The sequence below is a fragment of the Allobosea sp. 10N428 genome, from assembly GCF_056394545.1.
Map to the genome: position 1 here is coordinate 756,170 of NZ_JBFTIC010000002.1, position 20,463 is coordinate 776,632.

A 20,463-nucleotide genomic window follows, 5' to 3' on the forward strand; every position below is an offset into this window, starting at 1 on the left:
GCTCGAGACTCAGCCCTTCCGGTCGGCGGCAGAGGTCTCGACCGGCGCACCCGCCTTCTTCCAGGCCGAGAAACCGCCGGCGACATGGGCGACCGGCTTCAGCCCCATCTCCTGCGCTGTCTTTGCCGCCAGCGCCGAACGCCAGCCGCCGCCGCAGAAGAAGACGAAGCGCTTGTCTTCCTGGAAGACCGGCTTGGCATAGGGGCTTTCCGGGTCGATCCAGAATTCGAGCATGCCGCGCGGGCAATGGAAGGCACCGGGCATGCGCCCTTCCCGCTCCAGCTCGCGTGGATCGCGCAGATCGACGAAGACCACGTCGTCGCGGCCGTGGAGTGCCTGCGCCGCCTCGATCGACAACGTCTCGACCTTGCTCTCAGCTTCTGCGACCAGGGCCTTGTAGCCCTTCGTGATGGTCTGCGGCATCGCTGCGCCCTCCCGATTCCGCGCGCACCGTGGCGGCTTGCCGCCGCAGCGTCAATGCACTGTCTCTTGTCGTCGGCGCGGCCTCGGCACAAGCTGCTTGCCTGTTTGGCAAGTGAAGTGGCAGAGCGATGGCATGCTCGGTTTCAGCAATCTGGACGTGATCGCCCTGGCGTTCTTCGCCGCCTCCTGGGTCGGCTATCACTATGCCGTCGAACTCGGCCCGCACGCGGGCAAGACGCTGAATATGCGGATGAACCTGCGCCGCGCCCGCTGGATCAACGAATCGATGGCGCGCGACAATCGCATTGTCGACACCCAGGTAATGAACGGCCTGCAAAACGGCACGGCCTTCTTCGCCTCGACCTCGCTGATCGCGATCGGCGGCACGCTCGCCCTGCTGCAGTCGACCGACCGTGTCGTCGCAATCTTTTCCGATCTCCCCTTCGTGCCGGTCACGCTGCGCGCGGTCTGGGAGATGAAGGTGATCGGGCTTGCCGGCGTCTTCGGCTACGCCTTCTTCAAATTCGCCTGGAGCTACCGGCTGTTCAACTACTGCGTCATCCTGCTCGGCGCCCTGCCGCCAAAGGACGAACCCAACGCGGTCGCGAAGGCTCATGCCGTGCATGAGGCGATCGAGATGAACATCGCTGCTGGCCGCCACTTCAACCGCGGCCAGCGCGCCTTCTTCTTCGCGCTCGCCTATCTCGGCTGGTTCCTTGGGCCGGTCACCTTCCTCGCCTTCACCGGCGCCGTGCTCGTGGCGATGTATCGCCGCCAGTTCGCCTCCGACGCCGCCCGCGTCTTCAACTATCCGAGCCAGCAATGACCTTCGAAGCAGAGGCGATCGAGCGGGCGATTCTTTCGCTGCTGACGCAGCAGGGACCGGGACGGACGGTTTCCCCCATGGACGTGGCCCGCACCCTCGGCAGCGATCACCCCGACGATTGGGGGCCGCTGATGCAGCCGGTGCGGCGCGCCGCGGTGAAGCTGATGAAGGAAGGCCAGCTCGTCATCACCCGCAAGGGGCGGCCGGTCGACCCCGACGATTTCCGTGGCGTCTACAGGCTGACGCTCCCCGCCGACGACATCTGAGTTCACGGCGCCGGAAAGAGCGCGTCGGTATAGCCCGCCAGCCGATAGGCGACGAGCCCGACCCATTCCTTGAAGCCGTTATCGGAAATCTCCAGAGCCCTGTGCGCACGGCTATAGGGCCGGATGAAGTCGTCGGGCTCGCCCTTGGTCCAGTAGTCGACCGGAAAGGCCTCGACCGGAAAGTTCGCGCTCCGGACAACGCCCATCGCGCGCGGCATATGCCAGGCTGACGTCACCAGAAGCCAGCGCTCGCCCGGCTTCGGATCGACGAGACGGCGGGTGAATGACGCATTTTCGCGGGTATTGCGCGACTTATCCTCGAGAATGAGCCGCTTTGGATCGAGTCCGAGGCCCTCGAACAGCAATTTGGCCCCGTCCGCTTCCGTCGTTGTCGCTTCCGATAGCAGGTTGGCTGAGCCGCCCGTGAAAACCACCTTGGCCTCGGGATGAAGCCTGGCGAGTTCCACCGCCTTGGTCATGCGCGCACCCGCTGAATTCAGCACCGCATCGCCCCGCGCCACACCGACTGCGCCACCGAGGACGACGATGCCGGTCACCGGCCCCTTCGCCGCCTGCTGCTGCGGGAAGCGGTCCTCCAGCGGCCGGACGATGCTCCGCGACAGCGGGCTGAAAGCCATCAGCCCGAGCGCAACCACCGACAGGAGCCCGAGCCACCTCGCCGGACGGGCAAAACGGGTGAAGGCGAGCAGTGCCGAAACGCCCGCAAGCAGGATGACGAAATTGACCGGCGAGAAGACGAACCAGACCAGTTTGGACAGGACGAAGAACATTGCTGGCTCGCGGCTTCAGGCGGATGGCGGACAACCACCGCCCTCCACCCTATAGTCGCAGGCGGACGCGGCACTCCAGCGCTTTCGGATCGCCACCATCCGCCGCCCGATGGTCACGACGGCCACGGGCGATCTGCCTAGCGGATGATCTGCGGCGGCGATTGCGGCTGGCGCCCCGCCTGCGGAAGCCCCTTGGCCAGCTCGATGGCGCGCTCGGCGACCTCGCGCAGCTCGCAACCCGCCTGCCGCCCGGCCTGCAGTTCCTCGCGCTGGCTGGCGCCATAGAGCGCGCATTTCTGCGAGACATAACTTTCCCAGGCGAGTTGCACGGCAGCAAGCCGGCTGCGCTGGCCCGCATCGAGCGAGCGACCGCTCACCTGCAACGCGAGCGTCAGACGTTCGCGCCAGACCGCTTCCTCGCGCCGGGCACAGGCTGCTTCGGCTCCGCGGGGATTACTGCTGGCCGCACGGACACAGGCGATGGCTACGGTTCCGATACAGGCCGAAGGCGACGCTCCATTGTCGCGCAGGCAGCCCGCCAGGGACAACAGGTCGCCGCGCGGCCTCGGCGCGTCCTGCGCCACAGCCGCGCTGGCCGCGCCGAGCGAACATAACAGCAGAGCGGCGCGCAGAGCGTTCATGCAGGGCATCATGACAGGGCTGCGGCGCGGATCAAGCACCGCGGTAACGCCTCACGTGATCGGCAATGGGAGCGCCGCCTGAGCTGCCGGCCGAGCAAAGAGCGCCTCGTACCAGCGACGCACCACCGGCCGCTCGGCCCGCTCGACCGGCATGTTGAACCAGCGATGCGCGCCACAACCGACGGTAATATCGGCAACGCCGAAGCGCTCGCCTGACAGGAACGGCTTGTCCGCCAGCTGCGCTTCGAGGATCGTCATCAGCGCCTCGGCCCGCTTCATGCCCTCGGCGATGACCTTGGGATCGGTATAGCCCGGTGCCTTCCGCACCACGCCCCAGAGCACCGGCGCCAGCGCCGGCTGCAGCTCGGACAGCATCCAGTCCATCCAGCGCTCGGCCTCAGCCCGCCGCACGACGTCCGCTTCCCAAATATCCGCGGCGCCGTAGCGCGCCGCCAGATAGCGCACGATGCTGTTCGACTCCCACAGGTGGAAGTCGCCGTCCTCCAGGACGGGGATCTGGCGGTTGGGGTTCATCGCGCGATATTCCGGCGTGTCGAGCCCACCGAAGGGCCCGCCCACATCGATGCGTTCGAAAGCCTTTCCCACCTCGCCGGCCGCCCAGACGACCTTCTGGACATTGATCGAGCTCAACCGCCCCCAGATCTTCAGCATGTCCCGTCTCTCTCTCAGGCGAATTCCATGATGACGGCATCGACGGCGAGCGAGTCGCCTTCCTTCGCCAGAATCTTGGCGATGGTGACGTCCTTCTCGGCGCGCAGCACGTTTTCCATCTTCATTGCCTCGACCATGGCGAGCGGCTCACCCGCCTTGACCTCCTGCCCGACGACGACCGAAATCGCCTTGACGAGGCCCGGCATCGGGCACAGCAGGAACTTGCCGGTATCGGCCGCAACCTTCTCCGGCATCAGCGCAGCGAGCTCGGCCTCGCGCTGCGTATAGACATGGGCGTTGGCATAGGCGCCGGCATGGCCGAGCGAGACGCCGTTCAGGATCGGCCGGACTTGCGCCGCGATCTTCACCCCGTCGAGCGTGCCGTGCCAGACCGGCTCGCCCGGGCGCCAATCGCTGACGACGCTGACGCTGCGGTCCGGGAAAGCGATGACCACCGCTCCGCCCTGCTCCGTGACCTCGCCCTCGAAGCGCTCCGCGCCCAGCTGGACGATGCGCTGCCGCTCGAAGGAGACCTTGCGCCAGCCTTCCATCTGCGCCGAGACATTGCGCTTGCGCTGGTTCAGCTTGTGGTCGCAGGCGATCGCGATCGCGGCCATGCGCTGCGCTGTCTCACCCTTGGGCTCGGGGAGTGAAAAGCCCTCCGGGAATTCCTCGGCGATGAAGCCGGTCGAGAGATTGCCGGCGATCCAGCGCGGGTGCTGCATCACTGCCGCGACGAAAGGGATGTTGTGGCGGATGCCGTCGATGGCGAAGGCATCGAGCGCGCGCGCCTGCGCCTTGATCGCCGCCTCGCGGGTCGGGGCATGCGTAACCAGCTTGGCGATCATCGGGTCGTAATAGATCGAGATCTCGCCGCCTTCGAAGACGCCGGTATCGTTGCGCACCGTTGCCTCGCCGTCCGGCCCCTCAGCCGGCGGCCGGTAGGTGACGAGCCGGCCGGTCGAAGGCAGGAAATTGCGGGTCGGGTCCTCGGCATAAACGCGGCTCTCCACCGCCCAGCCATCGAGCTTCACATCCTCCTGGCTGATCGCCAGCTTTTCCCCATACGCGACACGGATCATCTGCTCGACGAGGTCGATGCCGGTGACCATCTCCGTCACTGGATGCTCGACCTGGAGGCGCGTGTTCATTTCGAGGAAATAGAACGACTTGTCCTGGCCGGCGACGAATTCGACCGTCCCAGCAGAATCGTAGTGCACGGCCTTGGCCAGCGCGACCGCCTGCTCGCCCATCTTGCGCCGGGTGGCCTCGTCGAGCAGCGGCGACGGCGCCTCCTCCAGCACCTTCTGGTTGCGGCGCTGGATCGAGCATTCGCGCTCGCCGAGATAGATGACGTTGCCGTGCTTGTCGCCGAGAACCTGGATCTCGATATGGCGGGGATCGACGATGAACTTCTCGACGAAGACGCGGTCATCACCGAAGGAGGATGCCGCCTCCGACTTGGCGCGGGCAAAGCCTTCCGCGACCTCGCCGGCGGAATGGGCGATGCGCATGCCCTTGCCGCCGCCGCCGGCCGAAGCCTTGATCATCACGGGATAGCCGATCTCGTCGGCGATGGTCACCGCGTGCTCGGGGTTCTCGATGATGCCGAGGAAGCCGGGAACGGTCGAAACCTTGGCTGCAGCAGCCGCCTTCTTCGATTCGATCTTGTCGCCCATCGCGGCGATGGCGCCGGGATTGGGGCCGATGAAGACGATGCCGTTGTCCTTCAACGCCCTAGCGAAGGCCTCGCGCTCGGACAGGAAGCCGTAGCCGGGATGCACCGCCTCGGCGCCGGTCGCCTTGCAGGCGTCGATGATCCTGTCGATCAGCAGATAGGACTGCGCCGCGGGCGCCGCGCCGATATGCACGGCTTCATCCGCCATCTCGACATGCAGCGCGTCGCGGTCGGCATCCGAATAGACGGCGACCGTCTTGATGCCCATGCGCCGTGCCGTCTTGATGACACGGCAGGCGATCTCGCCGCGGTTCGCGATCAGGATCTTCGAGAACATGCGCGGCATTCCCCCGGCTTCAGACCAAACTGCAATAGCCGGGGTGTATGGGACGCCGCAACCGTCGTCCACCGATGCGAAAGTCGGCAATCGCATCGGCCCGACAGGTGGAAGCCTCGTTTCGGCCCGATGCTTTGACAAACAGATAGCTCACCGCACGCCTGGACGAGCGCGTGGTGAGCGATAGGCCAGACCGTTGTGCGCGGATGCGCAGCTCAGTTCGCGAGCAGAGCCCGCGTCGTGCTGCCGGCAGCGACCCGCGCGACCTCCTTCGCTGCGCCCTTGGCGAAGGCGAAGGCAAGCAGCGCCTCGTCGCAATGCTCGGCTTCGCGAGCGATCTCGAAGGCGATGCGCTGGGCCGTCACCGTCGGTCCCTCGCCGGCCGAGAGGGTCGTCACCAGCCAATGCGCCTTGTCGCGGTCGATCACGCCGGTCGGGCGGTTCTCCCAGACGGCGAAGTCGACGACGACAGCCACGAGGTAATCCGCATAGGCCTTGCAGCTTTGCGCCACGGCCCGGTCGAGGGCCACCAGGACATCGATGATGTCGCGCGTCACGACGATGTCGTTCAAGATGTTACGCTGAAGCATCTTGACGTCTTCATCGTCGATCGCGCGACGATCCATCACGCGATCGACGAATTCACGAAACTCATGATCCATCATGCTTGAACCCCTGTCCGGCGTTGTTCTGTGCCGGTACGTTCCTGTTGTGGGAACACCATGCACCCGCCTCCCGCATCAGGTGGTTAACGCGCAAATCTGAACGGTTATTCAGGTTAAACAGAACTGAGTCGGTTTGGTTGCGAGGATCTTACTGCCGTGCCCGGAACCGTTCCGGCAGGGCCTCCGCCGGCGATATCGTCGCCGCCCGATCAAGCGCCGGGCCTGGCACGCTCCTGGCTTACCGGTGTCCCGGCGCGGCTGCCGCGGGCGAGCGGACGCGCGGTTCCGCAGGGTCGGCGCGTCGGGATGTCCGTCGCGTATCCGCGCCGCTCCGAAAAGCGGCTTCCGCCGTCCGGTCGGATGCTAGATCGCCATGCGTCCTATCGGACGCAAAATGGCGATCTATCTCTTTGTTTGAGCATCGGATTTCTCCGAAAAGTGGATTCCACTTTTCGGTCCGATGCTTTAGGCCGAGACGGTCTTCGGCAATCCCAGCGCTCCCGGCAGTTCGGGGAACTCGCCCAGCACATGCCGGGCGCCGAGCGCGACCAGCCGGTCGACCGGCTGGAAGCCCCAGGAGACTGCGACGGGCACCACGCCGGCCGCCACCGCCATCTCGATATCGAAGGAGCTGTCACCGACCATCGCCGTGCGCGTGGGCATAGCGCCAGTCTCCGCCATCGCACGCTGGATCATCCCGGGATGCGGCTTCGAAGGTGCGTCGTCGGCCGACTGCACCGTATCGAACAGCCCCTCCCAGCCATGCCGGGCGACGATGAACTCCGCGCCCTTGCGCGACTTGCCGGTGGCGATGCCGAGCTTCAACCCGGTGTGGCGCTTCAGCTCGGCAAGAGTCTCCGCCACGCCTGGAAACAGCGGCTCATCCAGCGACGGGTCGCTCGCGGCCTGCTGGCGCATCGCACCGAAGACCTGGCGATAGGTCTCGGTGAGCACATCGTCGGGCTGGTCGAGCCCGGCGAGGCGCGCCATCGCGATATCCAGCGTCAGCCCGACGATGCCGAGCCCCGCCTCGCGCCCCGGATGCAGCCGGCCGCAGCGCCGGAACGCCTCGTACTGGGCCCCGAGGATGATCGCCTCGGAATTGATCAGCGTGCCGTCGAGATCGAAGATGATGAGATCCATGACGGCGCTTTAGCGCAACCGGGCGCTGCAAGCCATTGCAGCACCGTCATGGCATTGTCCCACCGGGCTATGCGGCCTCACTCCGGCTCAGCCCTTTGCCTCCCGTGCGCAGGCATCCACAGCCTTGCGCAGATCGGTTCCGTCCAGCCCTTTTGCCCGCGCCTCCTTGCGGCATTCGGAACGCTGGGCGAGATCGGGCCGCTTGGCGTTGAAGCAGGCCGTCAATGATGCGACTCGCTCCGATCCCTGCAGATTGCGGCCGTCGACCTCCTCCTTGCAGGCGGCCCGCGCCGCGACCGCCGTCGGCTTGCCGTCGCGGGTGACACCGTCCTGCGCGTAGAGCCGCACACCTGGAAACTTGGCCTGTAGGCACAGGCGCATGGCAGCGCGCAGATCGTCTCCCGAGAGCGCGACATTCTCGGAGAGGCAATCCTGCCGCGCCTTGGCGCGCTCCACCTGCGGGATAGGCTGGTCAGTGGCAGCAGCAGTCGTGACAGCCGGGGCCACGGGCTTGGTCGGCGCAGCCGTCTGCGCTTGCGCGACCCCGGCAAGACCGAAAAGGAACGCGGAAACAATCAAAAGCGAACGCATGGGACTCCCTTCCGATGACGAGAACATAATTAGAACAGAATGCATTTTGTTCCGCAACTGTTCTCTTACGTTTCATCACCTCGCGGAGCGCCCTATTCGTCCGGCGCTTCCACGATCGGATCGTAGGGCGCGTCGTCGAAGCCGAGCAGGTTCCAGCTCTGGCGCATATGCGGCGGTATCGGTGCGCTGACGTCGATCGTGCCCTTGCCGCGCGGGTGCGGCAGCACGATCCGCCGCGCCAGCAGGTGCAGCTTGTTCTGGATGCCGCCGGGCAGCTCCCAGTTCAGGATGTTGAAGTATTTGGGGTCGCCGACGATCGGATGGCCGATATGGGCCGCATGGGCGCGCAGCTGGTGCGTGCGTCCGGTCACCGGCTTCAGCGAGAGCCAGGCCAGTTTCTGCGCCGCCGTCTCCACCACCGCGTAATAGGTCACCGCGTGCATCGCGCCGTCCTCGCCATGCTTGGCGACAGCCATGCGCTGATCGCCGTCATAGGCCTCCTCGCGGGCGAGATAGGTCGAGATCCGGCCCTGGCGAACGCGCGGCACGCCGGCGACGAGCGCCCAGTAGACCTTGCGGGCCGAGCGCGAGCGGAAGGTCTTGGCGAGCGTCGCCGCGGCGAAGCGCGACTTGGCGATGACGAGGCAGCCGGCGGTGTCCTTATCGAGGCGGTGGACGAGGCGCGGCTTCTGCCCGTCCTTGCCGGTCAACGCGTCCAGCATGCCGTCGACATGGCGCGTCGTGCCGGAACCGCCCTGCACGGCCAGGCCCGCCGGCTTGTTCAGCACGATGACGTCGTCATCCTCGTAGAGCGTGATCGAGCGCAGGAAGCCGATCGTATCGGCATCGGCCTTGACCGAGCGCGGCCGCTCTGCCTGCTGCTCCAGCTTCAACGGCGGGATGCGCACCGTCTGCCCTTCGCTGAGCCGGTCCTTGCTGTCGGCGCGCTTGCCGTCGACGCGCAGCTCGCCCTTCCGGACGATGCGCTGGATATGGCTGAAGGAGAGCTGCGGGAAGCGCGTCTCGAGGAAGCGGTCGATCCGCATCTCGTTTTCGTCCGGCGTCACCACGAGCTGCTGCACGCCGGTCGAGAGCACCTGCGCCGTCTCGGCCTTGACTTCGGCACGCGTCGGCTTGGCGGCCGCACGGGCCGGGCGCTGAGCCCGCTCCTCGCCCTCGGCCGGCCGGGCGGCGGCGCGGCGCCTTGCGTCATGGCTCGGCCTTTTGCCGCCCGGCGCCTCCGCCGCGCGCGGCGACCTGCCGCCACGTCCGGGGCCGGTGCCCGGCCCCTTGCCACCTGTCCTCATGACAGCCCCCGCATCACCGCAAGCCCGCCGACCAGCGCCGCCAGCGACACCATCACGGATCCCAAAACATACACCATCGCCGCCATCGCCTCACCGCGGTCCCAGAGCAGCACCGCATCGAGAGAGAAGGCCGAGAAGGTCGTGAATCCACCGAGCACGCCGGTCGCCAGGAACAGGCGCAATCCGTGAGGCGTCCCCTCGCCCGCCCGGAAGGCGAACCAGCCGACGAGCACGCCCATCAGGGCCGAGCCGAGAATGTTGATCGCCATGGTCCCGTATGGAAAATCCATGCCGAACCAGCGCGGCGAGACAAGGTTCACGCCATGGCGCAGCACGCCGCCGATGCCGGCGCCCAGAAAGACGAGTGCGGTGGAAGTCATTCCTGTGAAATAGAGTGCGCCGCCGCCGCGCACAAACGAAATCCGCCGCAATTGACTGTGCTTCTGCGGAAGCCTCGCCTCGATGCCGCGAGGCGGCAGAGGCGATGACGATGAATGGACGGAATTCGGCCGCGGCACAGGCGCACCGGTCACTGCTGCGGGCAGTGGCTGCGCTCGTCTTCTTCAGCATCGGGGGCACTTTCGCGGCGGCGCAGCAAAGCCCGGCTTCGGACTGGCCGACGGAAAAATGCAACCGCTACAGAAAGGCTTACGAGCAGGCCTTGAATCGCCAAGGCAAGCAAGGGCTGGGCCCGGACTTCCTGGCCGGCCACGATGCTTTCCTCGCCTCGAACTGCCAGATCCGCGCCGAGGTCTGCGCCCGCAGCAAGGAGGAACTCGAGCTTGCCAACAAACTGGTGCTGATGGCGATGAACAGCGGCATGTCCGGCACCTTCCTGCCATTCAACTGCCGAAGCTGAGATGTCATCCGCCAGCCCATTCCGCATTGCGGGCGACGATCAGTCCTCGCCGCGCTCCCCGCGCAGCCGCTCCCAGTATTCCAGCCGCTTGCGGATCTCGCGCTCGAAGCCGCGCTCGGGCGGATCGTAGAAGCGCTGGCGGCCGAGCGCATCGGGCCAGTAGTTCTGGCCTGAAAACGCATCCGGCTGATCGTGGTCATAGGCGTAGTCGGCGCCGTAGCCCTCCTCGCGCATCAGCTTGGTCGGGGCGTTGAGGATCGTCTTCGGCGGCATCAGCGAACCGCGGTCCTTCGCCACCCGCGTCGCTGCCTTGTAGGCCATATAGGCAGCGTTCGATTTCGGCGCCGTCGCCAGATAGATCACGCAGTTGGCGAGGGCGAGTTCGCCTTCCGGCGTGCCGAGCTGCTCATAGGTCTCGGCCGCGGCCCGGGCATGGAGGAGCGCCTGCGGATCGGCGAGCCCGATATCCTCCACCGCCATGCGCACCAGCCGCCGCGCCAGGAAGCGCGGGTCCTCGCCGGCATCGAGCATGCGAGCAAAATAATACAGCGCGGCATCGGGATCCGAGCCCCTGATCGTCTTATGCAAGGCCGAGATCAGATTGTAGTGGCCGTCCTGCGCCTTGTCGTAGATCGGCGCCCGGCGCTGGATCACCTCCGAAAGGCCGAGCTCGTCAAGAATCTCGCCCGGCTTGGCCGCCCGCCAGATCTCCTCGGCCAGCGTCAGCACGGCGCGCCCGTCGCCGTCGGCGAAGCGCGCGAGCGCGAGCCGCGCCTCCGGCGTCAGCGGCAGCTCCCTACCCTCCAGCACCTCCGCCCGGCCGAGCAGGAAGAGCAGTGAGCCCTCGTCCAGCGATTTGAAGGTCAGCACCCGCGCCCGCGACAGCAACGCCGCATTCAGCGCGAAGGACGGGTTTTCGGTCGTCGCGCCGATCAGCGTGATCGTGCCGTCTTCCATAACGGGCAGGAAGGCGTCGAGCTGGGCGCGGTTGAAGCGGTGGATCTCGTCGACGAAGAGCAGAGTGCCCCGGCCGCCGAGCCGGCGCCCGCGCGCCGCCTCGAACACCTTCTTGAGGTCAGCGACGCCCGAAAAGATCGCGCTGATCTGCTCGAAGCCGAGATCGACGAGGCCGGCGAGTAGCCGCGCCACGGTTGTCTTGCCGGTGCCGGGCGGTCCCCAGAAGATCAGGCTGCCGACCGTGCCGGAGGCGACGAGCCGCGTCAGCGCACCGTCCGGTCCGGTCAGATGCTCCTGCCCGGCCACCTCTGCAAGCGTCGTCGGCCGCAAGCGGTCGGCGAGCGGGCGCGGGCCGGACTTGTCCAGCCCCGAGGCGGAGAAGAGGTCGCTCACCCCGGGAAGACCGAGGTGATCGTCTGGCCGTTGCGGGTGATCGTGACCTCCCAGGCGCGCTTGCGCTCCTTGAGGGCCGTCTCGATCTCACGCGAATTGGTCATGCGCTCGCCGTTGAGCGCCATGATGATGTCGCCCTTCTGGAAGCCGATATTCGCGGCCGTGCTGCCTTCTTCGATCTCGCTGACGACGACGCCCTCATTGCCCGTCTCGATCGACAACTCCTCGGCCAGCGCCGGTGAAAGGTTCGCGACCGTCAACCCCGAAAGCGGGGAGCGGCTCGTCAGCTTCACAGTATCGCGTGGACGCGTCTCAGGCGCCGCGACGAGCTTGACCGGAATCTCGATCTTCTTTCCGCCACGGAGCAACATGAGGACCGTCGAGCCGCCGATCGGGCGCGTCGCGAAGCGGTAGCCGAAGGCTTCGGGGTCGTCGACCGCGAGCCCGTCGACCATGAGAATCACGTCCGAGCGGCGCAGCCCAGCCTGGTCGGCCGGCCCCTTCTCGACGATGCTGGCGACGACCGAGCCCGCCGGGCGGTCCAATCCCAGGCCATCGGCGACATCGGCGGTCAGGCTCTGCAGGCGCGCCCCAAGCCAGGGGCGGCGCACGGTCTTGGCGCCGGCCTTGGCGCTGTCGACGACGAGGCGCACCATCGCGGACGGAATCGCGAATCCGATGCCGACACTGCCGCCGGAGCGGGAATAGATCGCCGTGTTGATGCCGACGACACGGCCCTTCATGTCGATCAGCGCCCCGCCGGAATTACCCGGATTGATCGCCGCATCCGTCTGGATGAAGGACTGGGCATCGCCCACGCCGATCTGCGTGCGGGCGAGCGCCGAGACGATGCCCTGCGTCACCGTCTGGCCGACACCGAAGGGATTGCCCATGGCGAGCACGATATCGCCGACCTGAAGCTCGTCCGTATCCGCGAGTTCGATCGCGGTCAGGTTCTTGGTGTCGGCGACCTTCAGAACGGCAAGATCGGTGCGCGGATCGCGCAGCAGGATCGTGGCCTCGACCTCGCGCTTGTCGGCAAAGGCAACCTTCACCTCGCTCATATTCTCGATCACGTGGTTGTTGGTCACCACGAGGCCGTTGCCGGCATCGACGACCACGCCCGATCCGAGCGAGCGCTGCACCCGCTCCCGCGGCACCCCGAAGCCGCCATCGCCGAAGAAGCGGCGGAAGAAGGGATCGTCCATGAGGGCGTTCTGCGGCCGCTTCTCGACGCGGGCGCCGTAGACGTTCACGACGGCGGCCTGCGTGCGCTTCACCAGCGGCGCGAAGGACAAGGTCACCTGCTCGCGCGATTCGGGCACCTGCCGCTGCTGGGCGACAGCCGGCAGCGTCGCGGCGCCGGCCATCAGGACGCTGGCGAGAGCAGCTGCCGCCAAAGCCGGCCTACCTGCAAAGCGATGGGTCATGCTCATCCTCGTCCTGACGGCCCGCATCACCGGGGCATCTGTGCTGCATTCTTCCGGAGCTATACCGCGCGGCGACGCTCCGGTTCCGTACCGACATGTCGTGCAATCGCGCGCCGGCGACAAGAGCCAAACCTGCCTTTCCCGAGAAGCGCCAGGATCGGGGCAGTGTTGCGGCGAAGACGGCTTCGCCGCCAAGGCAGACAAAAAAGAGGCGGCCCGGAGGCCGCCTCTTCAGAGATTCGCTTGAGCGAGGCCGATCAGGCCGCCTCGTCTTCCGCCGTGAAGACCGGGCCGGAATCCTTGCCCTTGGCCTCGACGTCGCGATCGACGAACTCGATGATCGCCATCGGGGCATTGTCGCCGAAGCGGAAGCCGGCCTTCATGATGCGCAGATAGCCGCCGTTGCGCTCCTTGTAGCGCGGGCCGAGGACCGCGAAGAGCTTGCCGACGAGCTCGACGTCCTTGATCTGCGAGATCGCCTGGCGGCGGGCATGCAGGTCGCCGCGCTTGCCGAGCGTGATGAGCTTCTCGACGACCGGACGCAGGTCCTTGGCCTTCGGCAGGGTGGTGGTGATCTGCTCGTGCTTGATCAGGGCCTGAGCCATGTTGGCGAACATCGCCTGGCGATGCTCGGCCGAGCGGTTGAAACGACGACCGCGAAAACCGTGACGCATTGTTTGGCTCCTTCGTTGCTTACGGCCGCCGTGCCACGGAACGGCCGTTCCTTATGCTCCGGCTCGGATGAGCCGGGCGGGATGGCGCGGGATGCCTCCCGCGCCGGTTGAGGCTCAGTAGTGCTCTTCGAAGCGCTTGGCCAGCTCTTCGATGTTCTCCGGCGGCCAGCCCTGGACGTCCATGCCCAGATGCAGGCCCATGGTCGCCAGCACTTCCTTGATTTCGTTCAGCGACTTGCGGCCGAAGTTCGGAGTGCGCAGCATCTCGCCCTCGGACTTCTGGATGAGGTCGCCGATATAGACGATGTTGTCGTTCTTGAGGCAGTTGGCCGAACGGACCGAGAGCTCGAGCTCGTCGACCTTCTTGAGCAGCGCCGGGTTGAAGGGCAGCTGCGGCGCGGTCGAGACGGCCTCTTCCTTGCGCGGCTCCTCGAAGGTGATGAAGACGGCGAGCTGGTCCTGCAGGATGCGGGCGGCGAGCGCCAGCGCGTCCTCGGGCGAGACCGAGCCATTGGTCTCGATCGCCAGCGTCAGCGCGTCCTTGTCGAGGTTCTGGCCCTCGCGGGTGTTCTCGACGCGGTAGGAGACCTTCTTGACCGGCGAATACAGGCTGTCGACCGGGATGAGGCCGATCGGCGCGTCCTCGGGGCGGTTCTGCTCGGCCGGAACGTAGCCCTTGCCGGTGTTGACCGTGAACTCCATGCGGATCTCGGCCCCATCGTCCAGCGTGCAGAGCACGAGGTCCGGGTTGAGGATCGAAACGTCGCCGATGGTGTTGATGTCGCCGGCGGTGACGGTGCCGGGGCCGGACTTGCGCAGTGTCATGCGCTTCGGGCCCTCGCCCTGCATCTTGACCGCGATGGCCTTGATGTTGAGGACGATATCGGTGACGTCCTCGCGAACGCCCGGGATCGAGGAGAACTCGTGCAGCACGCCGTCGATCTGGACGGCGGTGACGGCCGCGCCCTGGAGCGACGACAGGAGCACGCGACGCAGCGCATTGCCGAGCGTCATGCCGAAGCCGCGCTCGAGCGGACGCGCGATCACGGTGGCCAGACGCTTCGGGTCGTCTCCGACCTTGACTTCGAGCTTGTTCGGCTTGGAAAGATCCTGCCAGTTCTTGCTGATCACGACCGCACTCCTGGTGCTGAATTCATCTGGCGGCTTACGCCGCCCCGGACAGGCGCCCGCCCCTGCGGGCGCCTCTTGCAATGGTCAGACGTCAGACGCGACGGCGCTTGCGCGGACGGCAGCCATTGTGCGGGATCGGCGTGACGTCGCGGATCGAGGTCACGGTGAAGCCCGCGGCCTGCAGCGCGCGCAGCGCCGACTCGCGGCCCGAACCCGGACCGGTCACCTCGACCTCGAGGGTGCGCATGCCATGCTCGGCAGCCTTGCGGGCGGCATCTTCGGCGGCGACCTGAGCAGCATAGGGGGTCGACTTGCGCGAGCCCTTGAAGCCCATCGTGCCGGCCGACGACCACGAGATCGTGTTGCCCTGCGCGTCGGTGATGGTGATCATGGTGTTATTGAACGAGGCGTTCACATGCGCGACGCCGGAGACGATGTTCTTGCGTTCGCGACGACGGACGCGCTGGGCTTCCTTGGCCATATCTCTTCTTCCATCCTTCAGGCGCGCCCGTCATGCCAGGCGCTGGGGATGCCGGCGGCCCGCGAGCGGACCGGCCGGCGTATAGACAGCGGGCCGAACAAGCGGCCCGCCGAAATCACTTCTTCTTGCCGGCGATCGGCTTGGCCTTGCCCTTGCGGGTACGGGCGTTGGTGTGCGTGCGCTGACCGCGAACCGGCAGCGAGCGGCGATGACGCAGGCCGCGATAGCAGCCGAGGTCCATCAGGCGCTTGATGTTCATCGAGACCTCGCGGCGCAGATCGCCCTCGACGAGATAGTCGCGGTCGATCGTCTCGCGGATCTGCAGGACTTCGGCGTCGGTCAGCTGGTTGACGCGGCGCTCGGGCGCGATGCCGACCTTCTCGACGATCTCCTGAGCCTTGGCCGCGCCAATGCCGTGGATGTACTGAAGGCCGATGACGACGCGCTTGCCGGTCGGAATGTTAACGCCCGCGATACGAGCCATGGTCTCATCTCCATGTCGGCCGAAGCACCCGATGGCACCCCGGCGGTGAGAAAAATCCCGCGTCCGGTGGAGGCCGGCTCATGCAGGACGTTGAACGGCTCCACGCCATAACGCGACGTCGTCCCCTTTCACAAAGGCAACGGCATCGCTCGCATGAAACCGGATTGCGGCTCGTTAACGGGTTGCCCGTCCCGAGTCAACCGGTGCAACCAAGAAACATGCCAAGACTGTTGGCATCGAGGTTGGACTGGATATTCGCCGTCATGCTCGGCTTGGCCCGAGCATCTCGTGACGAAGGAGATTCGCAACCCCTCTCCCAGGGGTTTCTCGGGTCTCCGCTTCGCTGCGCCCGAGAATGACCCAGCTTCCGGTGTGCGCCCTTACTTCTTCACCAGATTGCATTTGCTCTCCGAAAGCGGGGCGATGATCTCGGCCGCGGGGATCCTGCGGACGACCTTGAAGTAGTCCCACGGCGCCTTCGAATCGGCCGGCGCCTTCACCTCAACCAGCAGCATGTCGTTCATCAGCCGGCCGTCCTCGCGGACCTTTGCACCGGGCGCGTAGAAGTCGTCGACCGGCAGCTCCTTCATCTTGGCCGCGACTGCGGGGCCTGCGGCCGTGCCCGCCGCCTTCACCGCCTTGAGATAGTGCAGCACCGAGGAATAGACGCTCGCCTGGATCATGCCCGGCATCTTCTTGGTCCGCGCCATGTAGCGGTCGGCGAAGGCGCGGCTCGGCTTGTCCGCGTCATGGTAATAGGCGGTCGTCGTGATCAACCCCTTGGCCTTGTCGAGCCCGAGGCCGTGGACGTCGCTGAGGACCACGACCATGGCGGCGAGCTTCTGGCCGCCGTCGACCAGGCCGAACTCACCGGCCTGCTTGATCGAATTGATCGTGTCCGTGCCCGCGTTGGCGAAAGCGACGATCTTGGCCTTTGAGGCCTGCGCCTGCAGCAGGAAGGAGGAGAAGTCCGGCGATCCGAGAGGTGCGCGCACCGTGCCCAGCGTCTTGCCGCCATTGGCCGCGACGATCGCCTCGATATCGGCTGTGAGCTGATGGCCGAAGGCGTAGTCGGCGGCAATGATGTACCAGCTGTTGCCGCCCTCGCGCAGGACGGACAGCGCCGTGCCCTTGGCCGAGGTCGCGGTGTCGAAAGTCCACATGAAGCCGGTCGGCGAGCAGTCCTCGTTGAACAGCCTCGTCGTCGCCGGCCCATTATAGAGCGCGACCTTCTGCCGTTCCTTGGCGATGCCCGCGACGGCGAGCGCTACAGCCGAATTGGTCAGATCCGCGATCGCGGTGACCCCGTCGGCATCGTACCAGCGCCTTGCCAGGCCGGCCGCAATGTCGGGCTTGTTCTGATGATCGGCCGCGACGATCTCGATCGGCTTGCCGAGCACGGAGCCACCGAAGTCCTCGATCGCCAGCTTCGCAGCCTCGACCGAGCCGAGACCGCCGAATTCGGCATAGTTGCCCGACTGGTCGTTGAGGATGCCGATCTTGACCGCATCCTGCGCCCGCGCCGCCGCCGGCATCAGCGCCAGCGTACTCGCGAACAGCAATGCACCCCACCTCGTCATGCGCCTGCTCCCTGTCCTGCACCGGACCGGACTGGAAGGTCGCTTCGCCTCCCGGTCGAAGGTGCTCCACGCCGCTTTTCACGACTTGTGTCCAGCACATCCGGCGGCCCGGCACCTGTCAACGCACGGGCGAAGCGAGAAAAGGCAAAGGCAGGCGCGCAAAAACGCACCGGAATCGAAAAACCCGGACGGGCATCGCCCATCCGGGTTCGAATTTCTCTTCGCTGCTTGCGGATCAGCCCTGAGCGGCCACCGACAACGCGTTCGCGATCGCTTCCGAGACGCTGTCGATCGGCTGCATTCCGTCGATCGCCGTCAGCTGGCCACGCTTCTCGTAGTAAGGCGCGACAATCGCCGTGTCGCGGTTATACGCCTCAAGCCGGGTCTTGAAGACCTCCGGATCATCGTCCTTGCGGACCGGCTGGCCAGCCGCCCTCGCCTCTGCGGCGCGACGGACGATGCGGTCCACGAGCTTGCTCTGGTCGACCGTGAGTTCGAGCACAGCGTCGAGCTTAAGCCCTTTGCCCTCGAGCATCCGGTCGAGCGCTTCGGCCTGCGCCAGCGTGCGCGGAAAGCCGTCGAGGATGAAGCCCTTCTTCGCGTCCGGCTCCTCGATGCGATCAGCGACGATGCCGATGACGATATCGTCCGAAACCAGCCCGCCCGCGTCCATCACCGCCTTGGCCTTCTGACCGATCGGCGTGCCCGCCGCGACTGCCGCGCGCAGCATGTCGCCGGTCGACAGTTGAGGAATGCCGTGCTTCGCGACGATGCGCGCCGCCTGAGTGCCCTTCCCCGCCCCCGGCGGCCCCAGGAAAATCAACCGCATTTAGCGCCTCGCTCCTCGCAATTTAGCCTTCTTGACCAGCCCCTCATATTGATGGGCCAGCAGATGTCCGTGAACTTGAGCCACGGTGTCCATCGTCGTCGTCACCACGATGAGCAGCGAAGTGCCGCCCAGCAGGATGATCGGGATCTGAGCATAGGTGATCATGAACTCGGGGATAAGGCAGACGATGGTCAGATACCCGGCGCCGAGAACAGTGATGCGGCTGAGGATGCGGTCGATATGCTCGGCGGTGCGCTCGCCCGGGCGGATGCCCGGCATGAAGCCGCCATGCTTCTTGAGGTTATCAGCCGTCTCGACCGGGTTGAACACGATCGCGGTGTAGAAGAAGCAGAAGAAGATGATCAGCGCTGCGTAGAGGACCATGAACAGCGGCCGGCCATGGGCGAGATAGGTCGCGATGATCGACAGGAAGCCCGTGCCGCCAGAGGCCTGCGAGAAGCTGGCGACCGTCGTCGGCAGCAGCAGCAGCGACGAGGCGAAGATCGGCGGAATGACGCCCGAGGTGTTCAGCTTCAGCGGCAGGAACGAGGTCTGGCCCTCATACATGCGGTTGCCGACCTGGCGCTTCGGATAGTTGATCAGCAGGCGGCGCTGCGCGCGCTCCATGAACACGCAGAAGGCGATGACGCAAACCGCCATCACCAGGATGCCGAGCAGCAGCCCGGTCGAGATCGCGCCCTGGCGGCCGAGCTCGAGAGTCTGGGCGAGCTGCGACGGGAATTCGGCGATAATGCCCCCGAAGATGATCATCGAGGTGCCGTTGCCGATGCCGCGGCTGGTGATCTGCTCGCCCAGCCACAGCAGGAACATGGTGCCGCCGACGAGCGTGAGCGTGGTCGAGAGCAGGAAGAACGGCCCGGGCTCGAGGACGAGGTTGCCCGAACCCTGCAGGCCGACGCCGATCGCATAGGCCTGGAACACCGCCAGCACCAGCGTCAGGTAGCGGGTGTACTGGTTGAGGGTCTTGCGGCCCTGCTCGCCTTCCTTCTTCAGCGCCTCGAAGCTCGGGATGACGCTGGACAGCAACTGCACGATGATCGAGGCCGAGATGTACGGCATGATCGCCAGCGCGAAAATGGCGAGGCGGCCGACGGCACCGCCGGAGAACATGTTGAACATGCCGAGCACGCCGCTCTGCGACTGGCGGAAGAGATCGGCGACCGCGTCCGGGTTCATGCCCGGCAGCGGGATGTAGGTGCCCAGCCGGTAGACGACGAGCGCGCCCAGCGTGAACCAGATTCGCTTCTTGAGTTCGTCCGCCTTGGCGAAGGCCCCGAAATTGAGGTTTGCCGCAAGCTGTTCAGCCGCCGATGCCATGCGTCCGGTCCTTGGGTCTCAAGTCAGTCAGTGAAGCACATCCCCTGCCGCGCTCGCGGTGCGTTTTCGGGTCGTGCGCTTTGCGTCAAACAGTCGAACGGCGGCCTGGGCGTTGGCCCGGCCGCCGTTCGCAAACGTCATGTAGGCGCTAGAGCCGGATGGTTCCAGATGGAAGCGCAAAGCGTTTCCATCTGGAAGCTGAATCCGTCTCTTATCAAAAAACGAGAGCAGGATTCATGCGAAAAACCGGTTCCCACTTTTTCGCATCCTGCTCGCGGATCACGCCTGCGAAGCAGCAGCCAGAATCTTGACCGTGCCGCCGGCCTTCTCGATCGCAGCGACGGCCGACTTCGACGCGCCGGCAACCTCGAAAGCGAGCTTGGTCTTGAGCTCGCCGACGCCGAGGATCTTGACGCCGTCCTTGGCCTGGCGGGTGATGACACCGGCGGCGACCAGCGCCTCGATGGTCACGGCGCCCTTGGCATCGAGCTTCCCGGCTTCCACGGCCTGCTGGATGCGACCGAGGTTGACCTCGTTCAGATCCTTGGCGAACATGTTGTTGAAGCCGCGCTTCGGCAGGCGGCGATAGAGCGGCATCTGGCCGCCTTCGAAGCCCTTGATGGCGACGCCGGCGCGCGAGGTCTGACCCTTCACGCCACGGCCGCCGGTCTTGCCCTTGCCCGAGCCGATACCACGGCCGACGCGGATGCGCTCCTTGAGAGCGCCTTCGTTGTCACGAATCTCGTTGAGTTTCATGTGTCGCCCTCCTCAGTTCGCGTCGACGACGCGCACGAGGTGCTTGACCTTCTCGACCATGCCACGCACCGCGGGGGTGTCCTGGAGGGTCGAGCGGCGGCGGATCTTGTTCAGGCCGAGACCGATGAGGGTCTGGCGCTGGGTGGCGTCGCGGCGGATCGGGGAGCCGATCTGCTCGACGGTGAAGGTCTTCTCAGCCTTTGCCATGAAT

At 66.0% G+C, this 20,463-nt stretch carries 24 protein-coding genes; 3 read left to right on the forward strand and 21 right to left on the reverse strand.

What is annotated here, in order from left to right; all coding sequences use genetic code 11:
* Positions 1-9: 9 nt before the first annotated feature.
* Entirely contained in the window at positions 10-423 is a 414-nt protein-coding gene (locus AC1DDA_RS10020; RefSeq protein ID WP_441512820.1) for a rhodanese-like domain-containing protein, read from the reverse strand.
* A 133-nt stretch (positions 424-556) separates the two neighbouring features.
* On the opposite strand from AC1DDA_RS10020, the gene AC1DDA_RS10025 reads away from it, so the two are divergent.
* Positions 557-1,249 (forward strand): DUF599 domain-containing protein, encoded by a 693-nt coding sequence (locus AC1DDA_RS10025; RefSeq protein ID WP_441512821.1) that lies wholly within the window; start codon positions 557-559, stop codon positions 1,247-1,249.
* Positions 1,246-1,515, forward strand: a complete 270-nt coding sequence (locus tag AC1DDA_RS10030; RefSeq protein ID WP_476795633.1) for a DUF3253 domain-containing protein — start codon at positions 1,246-1,248, stop codon at positions 1,513-1,515. Before AC1DDA_RS10025 ends, AC1DDA_RS10030 begins: the two co-directional genes overlap by 4 nt.
* Positions 1,516-1,517: 2 nt before the next feature.
* On the opposite strand, the gene AC1DDA_RS10035 is transcribed toward AC1DDA_RS10030, so the two are convergent.
* The 9 genes from AC1DDA_RS10035 to crcB all read right to left on the reverse strand — a co-directional run bounded on the left by AC1DDA_RS10035 (position 1,518) and on the right by crcB (position 9,720).
* Complete coding sequence (locus AC1DDA_RS10035) at positions 1,518-2,306, reverse strand: YdcF family protein (protein ID WP_476795634.1); 789 nt, start codon at positions 2,304-2,306, stop codon at positions 1,518-1,520.
* A 137-nt stretch (positions 2,307-2,443) separates the two neighbouring features.
* Positions 2,444-2,947, reverse strand: coding sequence for a lysozyme inhibitor LprI family protein (locus AC1DDA_RS10040; RefSeq protein ID WP_441512824.1), 504 nt, complete (start codon positions 2,945-2,947; stop codon positions 2,444-2,446).
* A gap of 51 nt (positions 2,948-2,998) precedes the next feature.
* Positions 2,999-3,619, reverse strand: a complete 621-nt coding sequence (locus AC1DDA_RS10045; RefSeq protein WP_441512825.1) for a glutathione S-transferase family protein — start codon at positions 3,617-3,619, stop codon at positions 2,999-3,001.
* 14 nt (positions 3,620-3,633) lie between these two features.
* Positions 3,634-5,634 carry an acetyl-CoA carboxylase biotin carboxylase subunit gene (locus tag AC1DDA_RS10050; protein WP_441512826.1) on the reverse strand — a complete coding sequence of 667 codons (2,001 nt, stop codon included), beginning with the start codon at positions 5,632-5,634 and terminating at the stop codon, positions 3,634-3,636.
* A 215-nt stretch (positions 5,635-5,849) separates the two neighbouring features.
* Complete coding sequence (locus AC1DDA_RS10055; protein ID WP_476795635.1) at positions 5,850-6,299, reverse strand: hypothetical protein; 450 nt, start codon at positions 6,297-6,299, stop codon at positions 5,850-5,852.
* A 465-nt stretch (positions 6,300-6,764) separates the two neighbouring features.
* Positions 6,765-7,442 carry an HAD-IA family hydrolase gene (locus AC1DDA_RS10060; RefSeq protein WP_476795636.1) on the reverse strand — a complete coding sequence of 226 codons (678 nt, stop codon included), beginning with the start codon at positions 7,440-7,442 and terminating at the stop codon, positions 6,765-6,767.
* Between the two features lie 87 nt (positions 7,443-7,529).
* The gene (locus AC1DDA_RS10065) at positions 7,530-8,033 is read right to left on the reverse strand and encodes a hypothetical protein (protein ID WP_476795637.1); all 504 of its coding nucleotides are present in this window, start codon (positions 8,031-8,033) and stop codon (positions 7,530-7,532) included.
* 92 nt (positions 8,034-8,125) lie between these two features.
* A complete protein-coding gene (locus tag AC1DDA_RS10070) occupies positions 8,126-9,400 on the reverse strand; it encodes an RluA family pseudouridine synthase (protein ID WP_476795664.1) in 1,275 nt (424 codons plus the stop codon).
* A complete protein-coding gene (gene crcB / locus AC1DDA_RS10075) occupies positions 9,337-9,720 on the reverse strand; it encodes a fluoride efflux transporter CrcB (RefSeq protein WP_476795665.1) in 384 nt (127 codons plus the stop codon). Before crcB ends, AC1DDA_RS10070 begins: the two co-directional genes overlap by 64 nt.
* A 104-nt stretch (positions 9,721-9,824) precedes the next feature.
* Between crcB and AC1DDA_RS10080 the strand changes: the two genes are divergently transcribed.
* A complete protein-coding gene (locus AC1DDA_RS10080; protein WP_476795638.1) occupies positions 9,825-10,199 on the forward strand; it encodes a hypothetical protein in 375 nt (124 codons plus the stop codon).
* 39 nt (positions 10,200-10,238) lie between these two features.
* Here AC1DDA_RS10080 and AC1DDA_RS10085 read toward each other — a convergent pair whose 3' ends face one another.
* From AC1DDA_RS10085 to rpmD, 11 genes are all read right to left on the reverse strand, one after another.
* Positions 10,239-11,549 carry a replication-associated recombination protein A gene (locus tag AC1DDA_RS10085; protein ID WP_476795639.1) on the reverse strand — a complete coding sequence of 437 codons (1,311 nt, stop codon included), beginning with the start codon at positions 11,547-11,549 and terminating at the stop codon, positions 10,239-10,241.
* Positions 11,546-12,985 (reverse strand): DegQ family serine endoprotease, encoded by a 1,440-nt coding sequence (locus AC1DDA_RS10090; RefSeq protein WP_441512833.1) that lies wholly within the window; start codon positions 12,983-12,985, stop codon positions 11,546-11,548. Before AC1DDA_RS10090 ends, AC1DDA_RS10085 begins: the two co-directional genes overlap by 4 nt.
* 251 nt (positions 12,986-13,236) lie before the next feature.
* On the reverse strand, positions 13,237-13,653 hold the full coding sequence (rplQ, locus tag AC1DDA_RS10095) for a 50S ribosomal protein L17 (RefSeq protein WP_441512834.1): 417 nt from the start codon (positions 13,651-13,653) through the stop codon (positions 13,237-13,239).
* Positions 13,654-13,767: 114 nt separating this feature from the next.
* Positions 13,768-14,784, reverse strand: coding sequence for a DNA-directed RNA polymerase subunit alpha (locus AC1DDA_RS10100; RefSeq protein ID WP_441512835.1), 1,017 nt, complete (start codon positions 14,782-14,784; stop codon positions 13,768-13,770).
* A gap of 91 nt (positions 14,785-14,875) precedes the next feature.
* Positions 14,876-15,265 (reverse strand): 30S ribosomal protein S11, encoded by a 390-nt coding sequence (rpsK, locus tag AC1DDA_RS10105; RefSeq protein ID WP_043237079.1) that lies wholly within the window; start codon positions 15,263-15,265, stop codon positions 14,876-14,878.
* A gap of 115 nt (positions 15,266-15,380) precedes the next feature.
* Positions 15,381-15,749 carry a 30S ribosomal protein S13 gene (gene rpsM / locus AC1DDA_RS10110; protein ID WP_112581136.1) on the reverse strand — a complete coding sequence of 123 codons (369 nt, stop codon included), beginning with the start codon at positions 15,747-15,749 and terminating at the stop codon, positions 15,381-15,383.
* Between the two features lie 380 nt (positions 15,750-16,129).
* Positions 16,130-17,329: an ABC transporter substrate-binding protein gene (locus AC1DDA_RS10115; RefSeq protein WP_476795640.1), complete on the reverse strand. Its 1,200-nt coding sequence runs from the start codon at positions 17,327-17,329 to the stop codon at positions 16,130-16,132.
* 235 nt (positions 17,330-17,564) lie between these two features.
* On the reverse strand, positions 17,565-18,158 hold the full coding sequence (locus tag AC1DDA_RS10120) for an adenylate kinase (protein WP_476795641.1): 594 nt from the start codon (positions 18,156-18,158) through the stop codon (positions 17,565-17,567).
* The gene (gene secY / locus AC1DDA_RS10125; protein WP_441512837.1) at positions 18,159-19,496 is read right to left on the reverse strand and encodes a preprotein translocase subunit SecY; all 1,338 of its coding nucleotides are present in this window, start codon (positions 19,494-19,496) and stop codon (positions 18,159-18,161) included.
* Positions 19,497-19,775: 279 nt separating this feature from the next.
* Positions 19,776-20,252, reverse strand: coding sequence for a 50S ribosomal protein L15 (gene rplO, locus AC1DDA_RS10130; RefSeq protein ID WP_476795642.1), 477 nt, complete (start codon positions 20,250-20,252; stop codon positions 19,776-19,778).
* A 12-nt stretch (positions 20,253-20,264) separates the two neighbouring features.
* Positions 20,265-20,459 carry a 50S ribosomal protein L30 gene (rpmD, locus tag AC1DDA_RS10135; RefSeq protein ID WP_441512839.1) on the reverse strand — a complete coding sequence of 65 codons (195 nt, stop codon included), beginning with the start codon at positions 20,457-20,459 and terminating at the stop codon, positions 20,265-20,267.
* Positions 20,460-20,463: the final 4 nt, after the last annotated feature.